This window comes from Kitasatospora sp. NPDC050543, assembly GCF_044457565.1.
In the GTDB taxonomy this organism is placed as follows: domain Bacteria; phylum Actinomycetota; class Actinomycetes; order Streptomycetales; family Streptomycetaceae; genus Kitasatospora.
The window spans coordinates 42885-60292 of the sequence record NZ_JBITGZ010000012.1 but is presented as its reverse complement, the minus strand read 5'-3'; the positions used below and the strand labels follow the sequence as shown (position 1 = coordinate 60292).

Here is a 17408-nt window from a genome sequence, read left to right as displayed (position 1 = left end):
TTACTGCTCCTCAGGGGTACTGACGGGGGTGCCGGTGGCGGTGGCGAGGGTGGTGATCAGGTGGCGCTGCCAGTGCGCGTCGTCCCGCTCGGGGAAGTCCTCGCGCCAGTGGCAGCCGCGGGTCTCCTCGCGCTGGGCGGCCGCCGCGACCAGCGCGGTGGCGACCAGGTGCAGGTTGGCCGCCTCCCAGGTCTCCACCCGGGGGTCGGCGGGCTTCTCGTCGGCGAGCTGGGCGTGCGCCTGCTCGCCGAGGCGGGCGAGGCCCGCGGCGGTGGCGGCCATGCTGGCGGCCGAGCGCAGTACGCCCGCGCCGGTGGACATCAGCCGCTGGATCTCGGCGCGCGCCTCGGGCGCCGGCAGCGGCACGCTCTGCGCGGCCCTGGTCGCGGCCACGTCCACCGCCCGCTCCGGCAGTTCGCCGGCGGTGTGCCGGGCGGTGAGGTCGGCGGCGATCCGCTCGGCGAAGACCAGGCCCTCCAACAGGGAGTTGGAGGCGAGCCGGTTGGCGCCGTGCACCCCGGTGCAGGCCACCTCGCCGCAGGCGTACAGGCCGGGGACGGTGGTGCGGCCGAGCAGGTCGGTCCGGATGCCGCCGGAGGCGTAGTGCGCGGCGGGGGCGACCGGGATCAGGTCGGTGACCGGGTCGATGCCGTGTGAGCGGCAGGAGGCCAGGATGGTGGGGAAGCGCTCGGCCCACATCTCGGGGCCGAAGTGCCGCCCGTCCAGGTACATGTGCTCGGCGCCGTGCGCCTGCATCTGCCGGGTGATCGCCTTGGCGACGATGTCGCGCGGCGCCAGCTCGGCGAGTTCGTGCTGCCCGAGCATGAAGCGGGTGCCCTCGGCGTCGACCAGGTGGGCGCCCTCGCCGCGGACGGCCTCGGAGACCAGCGGCTGCTGGCCCTCGGCCTCCGGGCCGAGCCAGAGCACGGTGGGGTGGAACTGGACGAACTCCAGGTCGGTGACCTCGGCCCCGGCGCGCAGCGCCAGCGCCACGCCGTCGCCGGTGGAGACCGCCGGGTTGGTGGTGGCGGAGAAGACCTGGCCCATGCCGCCGGTGGCGAGCACCACGGCGCGGGCCCGGATCGCGCCGACGCCGTCGCGCTGGCCCTCGCCCATCACGTGCAGGGTGAGCCCGGCCGCGTGGCCCTCGGCGTCGGTCAGCAGGTCCAGCACCAGGGCGTGCTCGATCAGCTCCAGACCCGGGTCGGAGCGGACGGCGGAGACCAGCGCCCGCGATATCTCGGCGCCGGTGGCGTCGCCGCCCGCGTGCGCGATCCGGCGGCGGTGGTGGCCGCCCTCGCGGGTGAGCAGGATCTCGCCCTCGGCGTCGAGGTCGAACGCCGCACCGGTGGCGATCAGGTGCCGGACGGCGTCCGGGCCCTCGGTGACCAGGGTGCGCACGGCCTCCTCGTCGCAGAGCCCGGCGCCGGCGACCAGGGTGTCGTCCAGGTGCTGCTCGGGGGTGTCCCCCTCACCCAGGGCGGCGGCGATGCCGCCCTGGGCCCAGCGGGTGGAGCCGTCGTCCAGCATCGCCTTGGTGACCACCGTGGCACGCAGGCCGGCCTTGCGGACGTTGAGGGCGACGGTGAGGCCGGCCACGCCGGAGCCGACCACGACCACGTCGGTGGTGGCCGTCCAGCCGGGGGCGGGGGCGGTGAGGCGGTGCGTGACGGACATGGCGTTCAGTGGCTCCTTCAGTGCGCGGCGGTGGTGGCCGCGCCGTTCGGGTCACCGTACGCCTTGTCGCCGCGGAGCAGGCCGGTGCCCTCCCGGGCCTCGGCGGGGTCGCCGCCCAGGCCGGTGATCCGGTTGTCCCCGTCGACGAACACGATCCGCGGCAGGTAGCCCTTGGCCTCGGCGGTGTCCATCTGCCCGTAGGCGATCAGGATCACCAGATCGCCGGGGTGGACGAGGCGGGCGGCGGCGCCGTTGATCCCGATCACGCCGGAGCCGCGCGGGCCGGCGATGGTGTACGTCTCCAGCCGGGCGCCGTTGTTGATGTCGACGATGTGGACCAGCTCGCCGGGGAGCAGGTCTGCGGCGTCGAGCAGGTCCTCGTCGACCGTCACGGAACCTACGTAGTGCAGGTCGGCCTGGGTGACGGTGGCGCGGTGGATCTTCGACTTGAGCATGGTGCGGAGCAAGGGGTCACGCCTCCAGTGAAGTGCATGCCGGGTACTTCGGGACTCTTACCGAACGATGATGCGGACGTTGTCGATCAGGCGGGTGGAGCCCACCTTCGCGGCGACGGCCAGCACCGCCTCACCCTGGAAGTCGTCGGGGGCCTCGGTGAAGTCCTCCGGGTCGATCAGGGCGAGGTAGTCAAGGGTGACACCCTCGGCCGTGTCCAGGACGGCCGAGGCCGCCTCACGGACGGCCTTCGGGCCCTGCGCGGCCACGTCGCGGCCGGCGAACAGGGCCTTGGAGAGCACGAGGGCGTTGGTGCGCTCGCCCTCGGAGAGGAAGCGGTTGCGCGAGGACAGCGCCAGGCCGTCCTCCTCGCGGACGGTCGGCACGCCGATCACCTCGACGTCGAAGTCCAGGTCGGCCACCATCCGCTGGACGATCGCCAGCTGCTGGGCGTCCTTCTCGCCGAAGAACGCGAAGTCCGGGTCGGTGATGTGCAGCAGCTTGGCGACCACCGTCAGCATGCCGTCGAAGTGACCGGGCCGGGTGGCACCCTCGAAGCGCTCGCCCATCGGGCCGGCCGCCAGCCGAACCTGCGGGGTGCCGTTGGGGTAGACCTCCTCCGGCAGCGGGGCGAAGACCACGTCCGCGCCGTTCTCCTCGGCCAGGCGTACGTCGGCGGCGAGCGTGCGCGGGTAGCGGTCCAGGTCCTCGCCCTCGCCGAACTGCAGCGGGTTGACGAAGACCGTCACCGCGACCCGGCCGTCCCGGCCGACCTGCTTGCGGGCGGCGCGGATCAGCGCGGCGTGGCCCTCGTGCAGCGCGCCCATCGTCATCACGACGGCGTTGTCCACCGGCTGCTCGTCGGGCCAGAAGGCCGGCTCGAACTCCGCGACGGTGTGCGTGAGGACGGCCTTGCGGACCTTCGGGGCCCTCATCGGCTGCTTGCCGCGCTGGTTCTTGCCCGCCATCAGTTGTTCTCCTCGTTGAGTACGTCCAGCAGCGCAGCCGCCGACTCTTCCTTCAGCGATCCGCTGCGGACCGCCCGTTGCGCCGTGGCCCGGGCCATCGCGCGATACGCCTGATCGATGTCGGGGGACACCGTACTCAGCTGCCCCAGGTGACGGCGCAGCGTCCCCGCGTCGCCGCGGGCGACCGGGCCGGTCAGGGCCGCGTCACCGGAGCGCAGGCTGTTGTCCAGGGCGGCGCCCAGCAGTGGGCCGAGCAGCCGGCCGGGTTCGGCGACGCCGGCGGTGCGCAGCAGCTCCAGGGCCTGCGCGACCAGCGTGACCAGGTGGTTCGCGCCGTGCGCCAGGGCCGTGTGGTAGAGCGGGCGGACCTCCTCGGGCACCCACTCGGGCTCGCCGCCCATCTCCACCACCAGCGCCTCGGCGACCGGGCGGAGCTCCGCGGGGGCGGTCACCCCGAACGGGCAGCCGGCCAGCCGGGCCAGGTCGACCGAGGTGCCGGTGAAGGTCATCGCGGGGTGCAGGGCGAGCGGCAGGGCGCCGGCCCGGGTCGCGGGTTCGAGCACGGCCACGCCGTGCGCGCCCGAGGTGTGCACGATGAGCTGGCCCGGGCGGATGGCGCCGGTCGCGGCGAGGCCGGCCACCAGCGCGGCCAGGGCGTCGTCCGGGACGGTCAGCAGAACGAGGTCGGCGGCGGCCATCACCTGCGGCGGGGTGACCAGCCGGACGCCCGGCAGCAGCGCCTCGGCGCGGCGGCGGGAGGCGGCGGAGACCCCGGAGGCGGCGACGACGCGGTGTCCGGCCAGCTGGAGGGCGGCGCCCAGGGCCGGTCCGACCCGGCCGGTGCCGATCACGCCGACGGCCAGGCGCGCGGGGCGGTTGCCGGGGTCGGTGGGGTCGCCGAACGGGTCGGGGAGGTCGGGGGTGCTCACGGCTGGCCTTCGTCCTCACTCTCCGTTCCGGGCCGCTTCGGGTCCCGGACGTTCCGGCCCATTCTACGGCCGCCCGGAGCGGCTCCCGGTGTACGCCCGCCCGCCGCTGCCCGTCCGGCGGGCGCGGGCAGCGGGCAGGGGCGGCGTCAGTCGCCGGCGCCGGCCCGGACCAGCCCGGCCTCGTACGCGAGGACCACCGCCTGGACCCGGTCACGCAGGTTGAGCTTGGCGAGGATCCGGCCGACGTGGGTCTTCACGGTCGCCTCCGAGAGGATCAGCTTCGCGGCGATCTCGCTGTTCGACAGGCCCTGCGCGACCAGCAGGAACACCTCGCGCTCCCGTTCGGTCAGCGGCGCCAGGGTGGCCGCGCCGGGCGCCGTCTGCGGGGTGGGCAGTACCTCGGCGAAGCGGTCGATCATCCGGCGGGTGGTGGTCGGGGCGACCACGGCGTCGCCGGCGTGCACCGCGCGGATCGCGGCCACCAGCTCGGTCGGCGGGACGTCCTTGAGCAGGAAGCCGCTGGCGCCGGCCTTGAGCGCGGCGAAGGCGTACTCGTCCAGGTCGAAGGTGGTCAGGATCAGTACGTGCGGGGCGCCGGGGACGGGAGCGCCGGTGCCGTCCAGGCAGATCCGCCGGGTGGCCTGGACGCCGTCCATGCGCGGCATCCGGACGTCCATCAGGATCACGTCCACCGGGGTGTGCGCGAGCACGTCGAGCGCCTGGGCGCCGTCGCCCGCCTCGGCCGCGATCTCGATGTCGCCCTGGGACTGGAGGACCATCCGGAAGCCGGTGCGCAGCAGTTCCTGGTCGTCGACGAGCATCACGCGGATGGTCATGGGCTTCCTTACGAAGGTCGGGGCCTTGCCTGGGCTTACGTGGACGCCGGGGGCGGCGGGGCGGTGGGGGTGTGCGGCCTACTTGGACGCCTTGAGCGGGAGCACTGCGCGGATGCGGAAGCCGCCGCCTGGCCTCGGCCCGATGTCGAGGCTGCCGCTGACCATGCCGACCCGCTCCCGCATGCCGATCAGACCATGGCCGAGCCCGTCCGTTCCACCGCCGCTGAGCTGCTCGTCGGTGGTGCCGCGTCCGTCGTCCTCGATCAGTACGGCGAGCTCGCGCTCGCCGAAGTCGACGGCGACCCGGGCGTGCACGTCGGGGCCCCCGTGCTTGCGGACGTTGGTCAGGGCCTCCTGGACGATCCGGTAGACCGTCAGCTCGACGCCCCTGGGCAGCTCCCGCGGATCGCCGGAGGTGTCGAAGTCCACCGGCAGGCCGGCGGTGCGGACCTGGTCCAGCAGCTCGGGCAGCTCCTCGACGCCCGGCTGCGGCACGTACTCCTCGGTGGTGTCGGCGGTGCGCAGCACCCCGAGCAGGCGGCGCATCTCGACCAGGGCCTGGCGGCCGGTGGAGGCGATGGTGCCCAGCGCCTCCTTGGCCTGCTGGGGCGAGTTGTCCAGTACGTACGCGGCGCCGTCGGCCTGGACGATCATGACGGAGACGTTGTGCGCGACCACGTCGTGCAGCTCGCGGGCGATCCGGGCGCGCTCGGCGGCGACCGCGACCTTGGCCTGCGCGTCGCGCTCGCGCTCCAGCCGGGCGGCCCGGTCCTCCAGCTCGACCAGGTACGCCCGGCGCACCCTGGTCAGCCGGCCCCAGGCCCAGCAGAGCACGAAGGGGCTGGACATCAGCAGGGAGAAGAACAGGCTCTGCGCCCAGCCGCGGTCCCCCGTGGTGTCCGGGCCGAACCGCATGACCGTCAGCGGGCCCGCCGCCAGCCCCGCGCCGACGGCCAGCCGGGAGGCCCAGGGGGAGCCGTAGGCAGCGGCGGTGTAGGCGAAGACCAGGTAGCCGATGCTCGGTGCGCCGGGTTCGACTCCCAGCACCAGCTGGCTCATGCCGAGCGCGACCGCGGCCGCCGTGGTGATGTTCGGGTTGCGGCGGCGGAAGATCATCAGCAGCGCGACGGCCCCGGCCACCGCCAGGCCGTACTCGTGCTTCCACGCGGCCTGGTTGTCGTCGGAGATCACCGAGAAGAAGAGCAGCAGCAGCGCCCAGGCGGAGTCCACCACCATGGGGTGTCGTCGGAACCAGGCGTTGAGTCGATGCACGTGTCCAGCCTAGGCAGTGGTTGAAGCCGCAAAGGTCCGCCGGGAGGGCGATCCTCCCGCGTCCCGTCTACTCCGCAGGGTGGAGACCGGCCCCCACCGGTAACGTCGACCCCCATGACGTGGATGCGGTGGCGGCCGGCCATGGAAGCGGCGCTGTACGGCCCGGAGGGCTTCTACCGCAGGCCGGAGGGCCCGGCCGGGCACTTCCGGACCTCGGTGCACGCCTCGCCGCACTTCGCCCGGGCGGTGGCCCGGCTGCTGACCGAGGTGGACGAGGCGCTCGGGCACCCCCCGGAGCTGGCCTTCGTCGATGTCGGCGCCGGGCGGGGCGAGCTGCTGGCGGGGGTGCTCGCGGCGGCGCCGGCGGAGCTGGCGGGGCGGCTGCGCCCGTACGGTGTGGAGATCGCGACGCGCCCGGCCGGGCTGCCGTCCACAGTCCTGTGGACAGCCGCGCCGCCGAGCGGGGTGACGGGCCTGCTGTTCGCCAACGAGTGGCTGGACAACGTGCCGCTGGACATCGCCGAGGTCGACGAGGACGGCGTGCTGCGCTACGTCGAGGTGCAGCCGGCGAGCGGCCTGGAGCGCCCGGCCGAGCCGGTCGAGGACGAGGACGCGCGGTGGGCGGCCCGCTGGTGGCCGGCCCTCCGGCCGGGGGAGCGGGTGGAGCTGGGCGGGCCCAGGGACACCGCCTGGGCGACGGCGGTCGGCACCCTGGAGCGCGGGCTGGCGGTCGCGGTGGACTACGCGCACCGCAGGGCCGACCGCCCCGCCTTCGGCTCGCTGGCCGGCTTCCGGGACGGCCGCGAGGTACGGCCGGTGCCGGACGGCTCCTGCGACGTCACCGCCCATGTGGCGCTGGACTCGGCCGCCGTGCCCGCTCTCCACAGCCTGTGGACGACGCAGCGCGAGGCCCTGCGGGCGCTCGGGGTGAGCGGCGGGCGGCCGCCGCTGGCGCTGGCCTCCAGCGATCCGGTGGCGTACCTGCGCGCGCTGGGCGGCGCGGGGGAGGCCGCCGAGCTGACCGATCCGGCCGGGCTGGGCGGCTTCGGCTGGCTGGCGCAGAGCGTCCGCATGCCGGTACCGCGGAGCCTGGAGGGGGTGGCGGGATGGCAGACTCTGATGCCATGAGGGAGACCACGGTCGGCATCGGCGCGGGCGTCGAGAACGTCGCAGACGAGCTGGGCACCAGCGACATGGTGCTCAACATCGGTCCGCAGCACCCGTCCACGCACGGCGTGCTGCGCCTGAAGCTGGTGCTGGACGGCGAGCGGATCGTCTCCGCCGAGCCGGTCATCGGGTACATGCACCGGGGCGCGGAGAAGCTCTTCGAGGCCCGGGACTACCGGCAGATCATCATGCTGGCCAACCGGCACGACTGGCTCTCGGCGTTCTCCAACGAACTGGGCGTGGTGCTCGCCGTCGAGCGGATGCTCGGCATGGAGGTGCCCGAGCGGGCGGTGTGGATCCGCACCATGCTGGCCGAGCTGAACCGGGTGCTCAACCACCTGATGTTCCTCGGCTCGTACCCGCTCGAACTGGGCGGGATCACCCCGGTCTTCCACGCCTTCCACGGCCGCGAGGAGCTCCAGCACGTGCTGGAGGAGGCCTCCGGCGGCCGGATGCACTACATGTTCAACCGGGTCGGCGGCCTCAAGGAGGACCTGCCGGCCGGCTGGCTGGGGCGGGTGCGGGCGGCCGTCGCCACCGTCAGGTCGCAGCTGCCGGTCTTCGAGGACCTGGTGCTGGGCAACGAGATCTTCCGGGCCCGGACGGCCGGCGTCGGCGTGCTCTCGCCCGAGCACGTGCACGCGTACGGGGTCAGCGGCCCGATCGCCCGGGCCAGCGGGGTCGACCTCGACCTGCGCCGGGACGAGCCCTACCTCGCGTACGGCGAGCTCCAGGACGTGCTCACGGTGGTCACCCGGGAGGAGGGCGACTGCCTGGCCCGCTTCGAGTGCCTGCTGGAGCAGACGGCCAACTCGCTGGACCTCGCGGACGCCTGCCTGGACCGGCTGGCGACACTCGCCCCCGGCCCGGTCAACCTGCGGCTGCCCAAGGTGCTCAAGGCCCCCGAGGGCGCCACGTACGCCTGGACGGAGAACCCGCTCGGGATCAACGGCTACTACCTGGTCTCGCGCGGCGAGAAGACCCCGTGGCGGCTCAAGCTCCGCTCGGCGTCGTACAACAACATCCAGGCGCTCACCGAACTGCTGCCCGGGACGCTGGTCGCCGACATGGTGGCGATCCTGGGCTCGATGTTCTTCGTGGTCGGCGACATCGACAAGTAGCCCGGCGGCACCGAGCGGCAGGACGCGCGGAGGGCGGCCCGGTACGACCGGGCCGCCCTCGCGCTGGAGTACCTCGTGCCCGCTACTTCTTGCGGGGCGCCGGGTCGGCCGGGTGCGGGGCGAGCCGGCGGTCGGCCTTGGAGGCGATCCGCTGCTCGCAGAGCCCGGCCAGCACGGCGTAGCCCTCCTCGCCCATCAGCTCGATCAGCTCCGGCCGGTAGCTGACGTACACCGGGTCGGGCCCCTGGTGCGCCTCCGGGCTGCTGGTGCACCACCAGTGCAGGTCGTGCCCGCCCGGGCCCCAGCCCCGGCGGTCGTACTCGGTGATGGTGACCTGGAGGTAGCGGGTGTCGTCCGGGCGGTCGATCCAGTCGTAGGTGCGCCGTACGGGCAGCTGCCAGCAGACGTCGGGCTTGGTCTCCAGCGGCTCCTTGCCCTCCTTGAGGGCAAGGGTGTGCAGCGCGCAGCCGGCGCCGCCGGGGAAGCCCGGGCTGTTCAGGAACAGGCAGGCGCCGTTGACCCGGCGGGTCTGCCGGTCGCCGTCCTCGTCGAGCATGGTGATGCCGTCGTCGAGCCTGATCCGGCCCTCGGCGTCGGTGCCGTGCGCGAAGTTCTCCCAGATCTCCGGGGTCAGCCGGGCCGCGTGGCCGGCCACCCGCTGCTCGTCGTCCTCGTCGGAGTAGTGCGCGCCCAGCGTGCAGCAGCCGTCCGACTCGCCGCGGCCGGGGCGGATGCCGTGGCAGCCCTTGCCGAAGATGCAGCCCCAGCGGGAGGTCAGCCAGGTCAGGTCGCAGCGGAAGACCTGCTCCTCGTCGGCGGGGTCGGTGAATTCGACCCAGGCGCGCGGGAAGTCGAGCCGGACCTCCGGCACGGGCACCCGGGTGGGCATGGCGAGGTCGACGGTGGTCGATCCGGCCCGGCCCTTCTTCGGCTTGCCGGCCTTCCCGGACATGTCGCTCCGGCCGGCCTTCTCGGCGGTCCCGGCCTTCTCAGGCTTCTCGGACTTCTCGGCCTTGCGGGGCTTGTGGATCTTCTGGGGGGATTCCGACGGGCTGATCTTCGAGGTCTCTGCTGCTGCCACCCGGCCAAGGGTAGAGCCTTCGCGGGGTGTGGATCTGCTCCCGGCCGAGGCCTTTACGGTGATTTGGCGGGAAATCCGGCGGGTGGCGTCGCCGGGGCACGTGAAGGCGGGGTGAAAAGCCGCTCCGCGGCCTGCGGGCGGCCCCGGCGGGCGCCCTAGGATGGCGGCCGCCGGAGTCATCCCCCGCGCGCCGCGTACAGCCGCGGCGGCAGGGCGAGGGGTGGCCCGCTACGGGGAGGTACGGGGATGGGCAGCAAGGGTTCACCGGGGAGCGCGGGCGCGGGCAGCGGGCAGTTCTCCATCAAGCCGTGGGAAGTCCACGGCGAGGCACGCGAGTTCGAACACATCTCCACCGACTTCGCCCGGGCCGCGTCGGCCCTGGAGCAGAAGCTCGCGGCGCTGGGCACCCCCTGGGGCCAGGACGCGCCGGGCAGCGGCTTCGCCGCCAGCTACCAGGAGGCCCATCAGGCGGTGTTCGGCGGCCTGCACGGCCTCGCCGACAGGCTCGGGCAGATCGGCGCCGGCCTGCACACCATGGCCGACCAGGTGACCGGCACCGACCAGGACATCTCGGCGGACTTCGGCCGGAGCGCAACCTCCATGGCCGCTGGGGTCGTCCCCCAGGGCGGGGGCGCCGCGAAGGCGAAGGACAACCCCCCGGCCGTCGGCCGGGCGGTCTGAGCCCACCGTCCTTTGCCGGCACGGCCGTTACGGCCGGCCCGGCGTGATGTCGCATTCGAAGGGGGAACCGCGTGTCCCGGAAGCTGCCCGAGGAACTCGCGCCGGTACTGGCCAGGACCGGCCACAGCTGGCCGCAGGCCGACGAGGACGGGCTGCGCCGAGCAGCCGCGCTGTGGCGGGAGTTCGCCACCGAGGCAGACCGGCTCAGCAGCCGGGGCAAGGAGTCCGCGGGCCGGGTGACGGGCGAGAACTCCGGCGGATCGGTGGACGCCTTCGCCGAGCACTGGCTGAAGTTCACCGGTGGCGGGCGCGGCCACCTGGACGACGCGCAGTCCGCCGCCGAACTGGTGGCCAAGGCCTTCGACTCGGCCGCGCAGGCCACCGACAGCTGCAAGGCCGACCTGGTCGCCACGCTGACCGAGCTGGCCGAGGAGCTGAAGCGGGCGCAGGAGCAGGCGGCCGCCGCCCAGCGGGCCGCGGCGGCCGTGTCGAGCGCTTCGACCGAGGTCGCGGGCGGGACGGGCGCCCACGGCGTGTTCGGCGCCGTGACGCAGACCGTCGGCGCGGTCGCCACCAAGGTCAAGGACGCCGCCGCCGACACCGTCAGCGAGGCGCTGCAGGCGGTGGCCGTCGAGGTGGCCCGGCTGAAGATCGCCGGGCTGCTGGAGGAGCTAGGCCGGGCGATGAAGGCCCCGCTCCAGGCGGCGCTGGGCGAACCGCCGCTGACCGCCCTGGAGCGGATCCGGCAGGCGTCCGGCTCGGCCCACGGGCGGGCCGCCACCACACTGGCCTCGGTCGGCGGCGCCGCGGCGGGCGCGTTCGACCCGGCGGCAGCCGGCCTGGCGGCCGCCCTCGGCGAACCCGGCGTGCTCGACGCCGGGCTGTCGGTCGTGGTCGGCAAGGACGGCAAGCCCGTCCTCGGCGCGGACGGCACGCCGGTGGTCGGGGCGGACGGTCTGTCGGTGAAGCTGGGCCAGGACGGCAGGCCCGTGCTGGACGCGCAGGGCAAGCCGGTGATAGTCCGGGCGGACGGGACACGGGTGGCCGACGCCACGGGCCTGTCCGTGGTGATGGGCGCGGACGGCAAGCCGGTGGTCGGCGTGGACGGGCTGTCCGCGGTCGTCGGCGCGGACGGCAAGCCGGTGCTCGGTGCGGACGGCAAGCCGGTCGTCGGGGTGGACGGGCTGTCGGTGAAGCTGGGCCATGACGGCCGGCCGCAGGTGGACGCGCAGGGCAGGCCGGTGATCGTCCGGGCGGACGGGACGCGGGTGGCCGACGCCGGCGGCCTGTCGGTGGTGATGGGCACGGACGGCAAGCCCGTCGTCGGCGTGGACCTGGCGGCGGACGCCAGGAGCGGTGGGGCCGGCCCGGCGCGCGGTCCCGTCCTGGACGGGTTGCCGGTCGACGCCGGGGGCGGCGTGAAGACCGGCCCGGTCAGCGGGGGTGCGGGCGCCGACGGCACGGGCGGCGGGATCGACATCGGCGTGAAGACCGGTGAGCCCGGCGGTCCCGGTCTGCCGGGTGCGGGCGGGGGCGGTGTCGGCGTCGGCGGGCAGGGCGTCCCGACCGGGCCGGCCGGCGGCGGATCCGGCGGCCGGGGGTACCCGGGCGACTGGCCGCAGGGTGGTGGCGGTGCGGGCCCCGAGACGGGCGCGGGCCGGGACGCCGGGACGCGCTCCGGCGGCTCTTCCGGCTTCCCCGGCTCCGGTTCCTCCGGATCGGGTTCCTCCGGCTCCGGGGCCGGAGGGTACGGCGGCTCGGGTGGCTCGTCCGGGGGCGGGCGCCCGTACGACCGCGTCCCGGTGGACTCCTACGTGCCGGGCCCGGTGTCGGCTCCGGCCACGTCGTCGGCGGGTGGCGGCGGTCCCGTTTCGGTACGGACGGACTCCACCGCCACGGCGCCGTCACCCGGCCCCGATCTGGCCGGCGGCGGCAGCCGCGGCGACGTGCCCTGGCACGGTGACAACCGTCCGTCGGCCTCGACCAGGACGGAGGTGATCGGCGGTCTGTCGGGCGGCGGCCCGATCTCCGGTGGTGGCGGACATGTGTCCGTCGGCGGCTCGACCGGTGGCTCGATCGGTGGTGCGGGCCCGGCCGGTGGTGGCGGTGGTGGCGGGATCGGCGCCGGCGCCGGTTCGGCCTCGCACGCGCCCGTGGCCGGCGGGCTCGGCCATGTGCCCGGTGCGCAGGGCGCCCCCGGGAGCGCCGGTACGGTCGGCGCCGTCGTCGGCGTCCCCGGGGCCAACACCCCCGCCGCGGGCGCCCCCGGCTCCGCCGCCCAGCCCGGAACCGAGGCCCGTCCGGGCGCCGGAGCGGGCGCGGGTGCGGCCGCCGGAGCCAAGCCCGGCACCGGCACCCCGCCGCCCGGGGCCGGCCACCCGCCCGCGACCGGACCGGCACCCGCGCCGCCGGTCGGCGGGCCGGTCGTCACCCCCGGCCCGGGCACCGGCCGCTACCTGCCGGAGGGCGCGGGCGAGTCGCGCCGCCGCTCCGACCACGCCCCCGCCGAGGGCCAGCCCTCAGCGGCCTGGGGCGCCGCGCCGCTGGTCACCGCCCAGGCGATGGCCCTGCGCATGGCGATGCGCAGGTCGGCCGGCGGTGCACCGGTGGACGGCCCGGACCGCGTCCGGGTGCGCAGCATCGCCGACAGCCGCCCGTACGGGGTGCCCGGCGGGCTCGGCCCCGTCGACCCCGAGCACCAGCGCGAGGTCGAGCGCCGGGTGCCCCGGGGCTCGGACGGACTGCCCGTCCGCCACCCGGACCCCGCCGTGGGCGGCTGGGCCGAGGTGATCGACGACGGCGGCTACCGCGAGCCGGGCCGGGCCAACAACAGCCTGGAGATCGCGCTCTCCGCCGTGGACACCTTCGCCGGCCGGCCCACCTGTGCGGCGCCGCGCATCCCCACCGAGGGCGATGCGGGCGAGCGCGGCGGCCGGGACCGCGCCGAGCGGGAGCTCGGTGCGCAGTTCCGCGATCTGGGCCAGGGCGAGGCGGCCTTCGAACGGGTGGCGGGCGAGCTGCGCCGCCGCGGGCACGGCTCGCAGGCGGTGCTGCTCACGCTGGACGGCTTCGGCCGCCCGCACGCGTGGAACGTCGTCAACCACCAGGAGGTCATCACCTACCTGGACCACCAGACGGGCCGTCAGGGCGCGGCTCCCCTGCACAGCGCGGACCACGGTCTCTGGGCGATCGCCCTCGACCCGGACTGCGAACCGCTCGACCTCGCGCCGCGTCAGCAGGCCCGCCCGGCGGCGTCGGCCACGCAGCCGGCGGGCGCGGCTGCGGAGGCGGCGATGGACCCGGCTGCGGACCCGGTGCCCGCAGCCGAGCCGGCCGCACCCGAGCAGCCCGCACCCGAGCCGGCCACACCCGCGCCGCCCTCGCCCGCGCCGGCCACGCCCGAGAAGACCACCAGCACCGGCAGGAGCGCCGACCAGTGATCACCCGCGCCCAGGCGCTCGACGCCGCCCACCGCTGGATCAACGGCGATCTGCCCCGGGCCTCCGCCGACGCCGCCACCGGCATCCGCCGGGTCCACTCCCACGAGTTCGACCTCGGCTGGGTGCTGTGGGCCGAGCCCTCCCCGGCCCAGGTCGACCCGCTCACCGGTGAGCGCCGCGCACCCGAGGAGATCGGCGCGTCCTGCGCGGTGGCCGACCGGCTGAGCGGCGAGCTGAGCGTCTGGCCCTCGGTGCCCGTCGAGGAGGTCGTGCAGCTCTACCGCGACCGGTTGGGCGCCGGCTCCTACGACCCCGCGCTGACGCCGGCCACCGGCCGGGGCGCGCGCGCCGAGCTGACGTACCGGGACGAGATGGGCGAGCGGCGCACGCTCGCGCTGGCCTCCGAACCCGGCGCGGCGCACCCCGCGCTGCGGGCCTGGCGCCGGCTCCAGCAGCAGGGCGTACGACCGGAGGACGTCCTCGCCGTGCACACCGACCTGCGGCTCGCCGCGCTGCCCGGCGGCTACTGGGCGCACGCCCTCGCCGCCGAGCTGCCGGGCGCCAAGGTGAGCTTCGAGCTCGCCTACGGCCCGCGCTTCGACCGGCGGGCGCAGGCCGTCCGGGCGCTGCCCGCGCAGGACGGGCCGCCGCGCAACCGGCTGCCGTTCCCCAGGTCCGTGCCGCCGGTGCCGGCCGAGCCCGAGCAGGCCCTGGCGGCCCGGTTGGAGCAGCAGTTCGGCCCGCAGGGGGTGCGCCGCTTCGACCCCGCCGACGTGTACCGCGCGGATCTGCCGGAGGGGAGCGCCGGGGCGCTGCTGCGGGTGGGTCTACCGGTGTTCGTCGAGGGCTTCTTCGCGCTGCACCACCCGCTGCCGGACGGCATCGCGGACGGCACCAGGACCGACCCGGTGCTGCCCGAGCTCGCGGCGTACCTGGACGAGCTGGGCCGCGGCACCCGGGCCACCGTCCGGGCCCGCCAGCAGCTGCTGTCCCAGCTGCTGCTGGGCACCGACGGCTGGTCGCTGATCACGGTCGACACCGCGCAGGGCCAGGTCAGGGCGGTCGACCCGGACTACCTCACGGCCCGGCACTGCAACGGCGACCTGACGGCCTTCATCCGCTGCCTGGCCCTGTTCGCCGACCGCTTCCCCCGCCTGCGGGGCCTGACACCGCAGGCGGCCGGCGCGGCCGTGGCCGAACTCCAGCAGGGCCTGGCCGCCCTCGACCCGACGGCCCTCGGCGACCCGGAGAACTGGTGGGCCGTCATCGTCGAGCAGCTCTGGGACGGCCTGCTCTGACCCTCCGCCGGGCGGGCCGGGTGGGGCCTTGTGGGGGACCGATCCAGGGCCACCTGATCAGCCGTCAGGGAAGGTCGGGCGGCCTGCCAGGGTCGCGAGGTGACCGGATCGCGTAGCGTGGAGGGTTATGCGACTCGGTGTTCTAGACGTAGGTTCCAACACCGTCCACTTCCTCGTGGTGGACGCCCATCCCGGTGCTGCCCCGTTGCCCGCGTACTCGCACAAGGCCGAGCTACGGCTCGCCGAGCTGCTGGACGAGGACGGCTCGATCAGCGCCGTCGGCGTGGACAAGCTGGTCGGCATGATCTCCTCGTCGATCCGGGTCGCCGAGGACAAGGGGGTCGTGGACGTCCTGCCGTTCGCCACCTCCGCCGTCCGGGAGGCCATCAACGGCGAGGCCGTGCTGCGCCGGGTCGCCGAGGAGACCGGCGTCGCGCTGCGGGTGCTCTCCGGCCAGGACGAGGCCCGGCTGACCTTCCTGGCGGTCCGGCGCTGGTTCGGCTGGTCCTCGGGGCGGCTGCTCAACCTCGACATCGGCGGCGGTTCACTGGAGATCGCCTGCGGGCAGGACGAGCAGCCCGACGTCGCCTGCTCGCTGCCGCTCGGCGCCGGCCGGCTGACGGCGGCCTGGCTGCCCGGGGACCTCGCCGACCCGGAGGCCGTACGGGAGCTCAGACGCCACATCCGGGCCGAGATCGCCATCGTGGCCGGTGAGATCGCCCGGCTCGGGCCGCCCGACCACGCGGTGGCCACCTCCAAGACCTTCAAGCAGCTGGCCCGGATGACCGGCGCCGCCCCCGCCGAGGCCGGCCCGCGCGTGGTCCGGCGGATCACCCGCAGCGGACTGTCGGCCTGGGTGCCGCGGCTCGCGTCGATGACGGTGGCCGAGCGGGCGCGGATCCCGGGCGTCTCCGAGGGGCGGGCCAAGCAACTGCTCGCCGGCGCACTGGTCGCACACGCGGCGATGGACCTGTTCGGGCTGGACGAGCTGGACATCTGCCCCTGGGCGCTGCGCGAGGGCATCATCCTGCGCCGCCTGGACACCCTCGACAGCCCCGCCGACCGCAACCGGCTCGCCGTCACCGGTTGATCCGCGCGGCGGGCGCCGCGGTGCCGGCCGCAGTCCCGTTCCGGGCGTGGGCCGCATACGCTGTCTCCCGTGGCGCAACCAGCGGACGAGGACGGGACGCAGCAGGGCCGCGCTGCCCGGGCGGGGCAGCCGCGGCAGGGAGGCCCGCGTCGGGCACGGGCGAGCACGGCGGCGAAGCGGACGATGGAGGCCGCCTCGCGTACGGCCAGAACGGTGAAGTCCGTCACCTCGGCCAAGGGTGCCAAGGGCGCCAGGAGCGCGAAGGCCGCCAAGGGCGGTGAGCCTGTGAAGTCCACCCCGGCAGCAGGGCCCGCCGGGAGCGCCGTGGCGGCCAAGGCGACGCCCGCGAAGGCCAAGCCCGCCAGGACGGCCAGGGCACCGCAGGAGGCGGCGGTGGGCGGCCCGGTGCGCAAACGGGCGAGGGCCGCCGGCGGCAACGGGCAGGCCGCCATGACGACCGCCAAGCCCCCACGCCGCGCGGTCGCGGCGCGCGCCGCCCGCCGCAAGGCCGCCGCCAAGCCCGCCCCGCTGCTGCGCACCACCGACCGGCTGGTGCTGCCGCCGCACCCGGCACTGCACATCCCGGACACCAAGGTCGCCCTGTCCACCGCCTCGGTGTACCCGGAGAACACCGCCGTGGCCTTCGAGCTGGCCGCCCGGCTCGGCTACGACGGCGTGGAGGTGATGGTCTGGAACGACCCGGTCAGCCAGGACATCGAGGCCCTGCGCCGGCTCTCCGACGCGCACCGGATGCCGATCCTGGCCGTGCACGCCCCCTGCCTGCTGATCACCCAGCGGGTGTGGACCACCGATCCGTGGACCAAGCTGCTGCGGGCCCGCGCCGCCGCCGAGAAGCTCGGCGCGAGCGCCGTCGTCGTCCACCCGCCGTTCCGCTGGCAGCGGCAGTACGCCCGCGAGTTCGTCGAGGGGATCCACCGGATGGCGGGCGAGACGGAGGTCCGCTTCGCGGTCGAGAACATGTACCCCTGGCGCTACCGCGACCGCGAGATGCTCGCCTACGCCCCCGGCTGGGACGTCACCGACGAGGAGTACCGGCACTTCACCATCGACCTCTCGCACGCCGCCACCTCCCGGATCGACGCGCTGGCGATGGTCGACCGGATGGGCGAGCGCCTCGCGCACATCCACCTCGCCGACGGCAGCGGCTCCGGCAAGGACGAGCACCTCATCCCCGGCCGCGGCAGCCAGCCCTGCGCCGAGCTGCTGGAGCACCTGGCCCGCACCGGCTTCGACGGCCATGTGGTGCTGGAGGTCAACACCAGGCGCTCCGCCTCCCCGGCCGAACGTGAGGCCGACCTCGCCGAGGCGCTCGCCTTCACCCGGCTCCATCTGGCCACCCCGGCCCGAGTACGCTGAAGATCCAACCACCGTCCG

The 17408-nt window shown here is 75.2% G+C and carries 14 protein-coding genes; 7 read left to right on the top strand and 7 right to left on the bottom strand.

Features of this window, described 5'->3' with window-relative positions; all coding sequences use genetic code 11:
* From ACIBH3_RS17060 to ACIBH3_RS17035, 6 genes are all read right to left on the bottom strand, one after another.
* Positions 1 to 1677: an L-aspartate oxidase gene (locus ACIBH3_RS17060; RefSeq protein ID WP_396312767.1), complete on the bottom strand. Its 1677-nt coding sequence runs from the start codon at positions 1675 to 1677 to the stop codon at positions 1 to 3.
* Between the two features lie 17 nt (positions 1678 to 1694).
* A complete protein-coding gene (gene panD / locus ACIBH3_RS17055; RefSeq protein ID WP_396312766.1) occupies positions 1695 to 2144 on the bottom strand; it encodes an aspartate 1-decarboxylase in 450 nt (149 codons plus the stop codon).
* A gap of 45 nt (positions 2145 to 2189) precedes the next feature.
* Positions 2190 to 3065: a pantoate--beta-alanine ligase gene (gene panC, locus ACIBH3_RS17050; protein WP_396312893.1), complete on the bottom strand. Its 876-nt coding sequence runs from the start codon at positions 3063 to 3065 to the stop codon at positions 2190 to 2192.
* 32 nt (positions 3066 to 3097) lie between these two features.
* On the bottom strand, positions 3098 to 4027 hold the full coding sequence (locus ACIBH3_RS17045; RefSeq protein ID WP_396312765.1) for a Rossmann-like and DUF2520 domain-containing protein: 930 nt from the start codon (positions 4025 to 4027) through the stop codon (positions 3098 to 3100).
* A gap of 146 nt (positions 4028 to 4173) precedes the next feature.
* Entirely contained in the window at positions 4174 to 4863 is a 690-nt protein-coding gene (locus ACIBH3_RS17040; RefSeq protein WP_396312764.1) for a response regulator, read from the bottom strand.
* Between the two features lie 78 nt (positions 4864 to 4941).
* Complete coding sequence (locus tag ACIBH3_RS17035; protein WP_396312763.1) at positions 4942 to 6135, bottom strand: sensor histidine kinase; 1194 nt, start codon at positions 6133 to 6135, stop codon at positions 4942 to 4944.
* A gap of 114 nt (positions 6136 to 6249) precedes the next feature.
* On the opposite strand from ACIBH3_RS17035, the gene ACIBH3_RS17030 reads away from it, so the two are divergent.
* Together ACIBH3_RS17030 and ACIBH3_RS17025 are read left to right on the top strand one after the other, a co-directional pair.
* On the top strand, positions 6250 to 7263 hold the full coding sequence (locus tag ACIBH3_RS17030; RefSeq protein ID WP_396312762.1) for an SAM-dependent methyltransferase: 1014 nt from the start codon (positions 6250 to 6252) through the stop codon (positions 7261 to 7263).
* A complete protein-coding gene (locus tag ACIBH3_RS17025; RefSeq protein WP_396312761.1) occupies positions 7260 to 8423 on the top strand; it encodes an NADH-quinone oxidoreductase subunit D in 1164 nt (387 codons plus the stop codon). The genes ACIBH3_RS17030 and ACIBH3_RS17025 overlap by 4 nt, the downstream gene beginning before the upstream one ends.
* An 82-nt stretch (positions 8424 to 8505) precedes the next feature.
* Here the strand turns inward: ACIBH3_RS17025 and ACIBH3_RS17020 are convergent, their stop codons facing one another.
* Positions 8506 to 9312, bottom strand: a complete 807-nt coding sequence (locus ACIBH3_RS17020; protein WP_396312892.1) for a hypothetical protein — start codon at positions 9310 to 9312, stop codon at positions 8506 to 8508.
* A 438-nt stretch (positions 9313 to 9750) separates the two neighbouring features.
* On the opposite strand from ACIBH3_RS17020, the gene ACIBH3_RS17015 reads away from it, so the two are divergent.
* The 5 genes from ACIBH3_RS17015 (at position 9751) to ACIBH3_RS16995 (ending at position 17390) form a co-directional block, all read left to right on the top strand.
* Positions 9751 to 10185 (top strand): WXG100 family type VII secretion target, encoded by a 435-nt coding sequence (locus ACIBH3_RS17015; RefSeq protein ID WP_396312760.1) that lies wholly within the window; start codon positions 9751 to 9753, stop codon positions 10183 to 10185.
* 71 nt (positions 10186 to 10256) lie between these two features.
* Positions 10257 to 13625 carry a toxin glutamine deamidase domain-containing protein gene (locus ACIBH3_RS17010; protein ID WP_396312759.1) on the top strand — a complete coding sequence of 1123 codons (3369 nt, stop codon included), beginning with the start codon at positions 10257 to 10259 and terminating at the stop codon, positions 13623 to 13625.
* Positions 13622 to 14923 (top strand): SUKH-4 family immunity protein, encoded by a 1302-nt coding sequence (locus ACIBH3_RS17005; RefSeq protein ID WP_396312758.1) that lies wholly within the window; start codon positions 13622 to 13624, stop codon positions 14921 to 14923. Before ACIBH3_RS17010 ends, ACIBH3_RS17005 begins: the two co-directional genes overlap by 4 nt.
* Before the next feature lie 127 nt (positions 14924 to 15050).
* Positions 15051 to 16013 (top strand): Ppx/GppA family phosphatase, encoded by a 963-nt coding sequence (locus tag ACIBH3_RS17000; protein ID WP_396312757.1) that lies wholly within the window; start codon positions 15051 to 15053, stop codon positions 16011 to 16013.
* A 549-nt stretch (positions 16014 to 16562) separates the two neighbouring features.
* A complete protein-coding gene (locus tag ACIBH3_RS16995; RefSeq protein ID WP_396312891.1) occupies positions 16563 to 17390 on the top strand; it encodes a sugar phosphate isomerase/epimerase family protein in 828 nt (275 codons plus the stop codon).
* Positions 17391 to 17408: the final 18 nt, after the last annotated feature.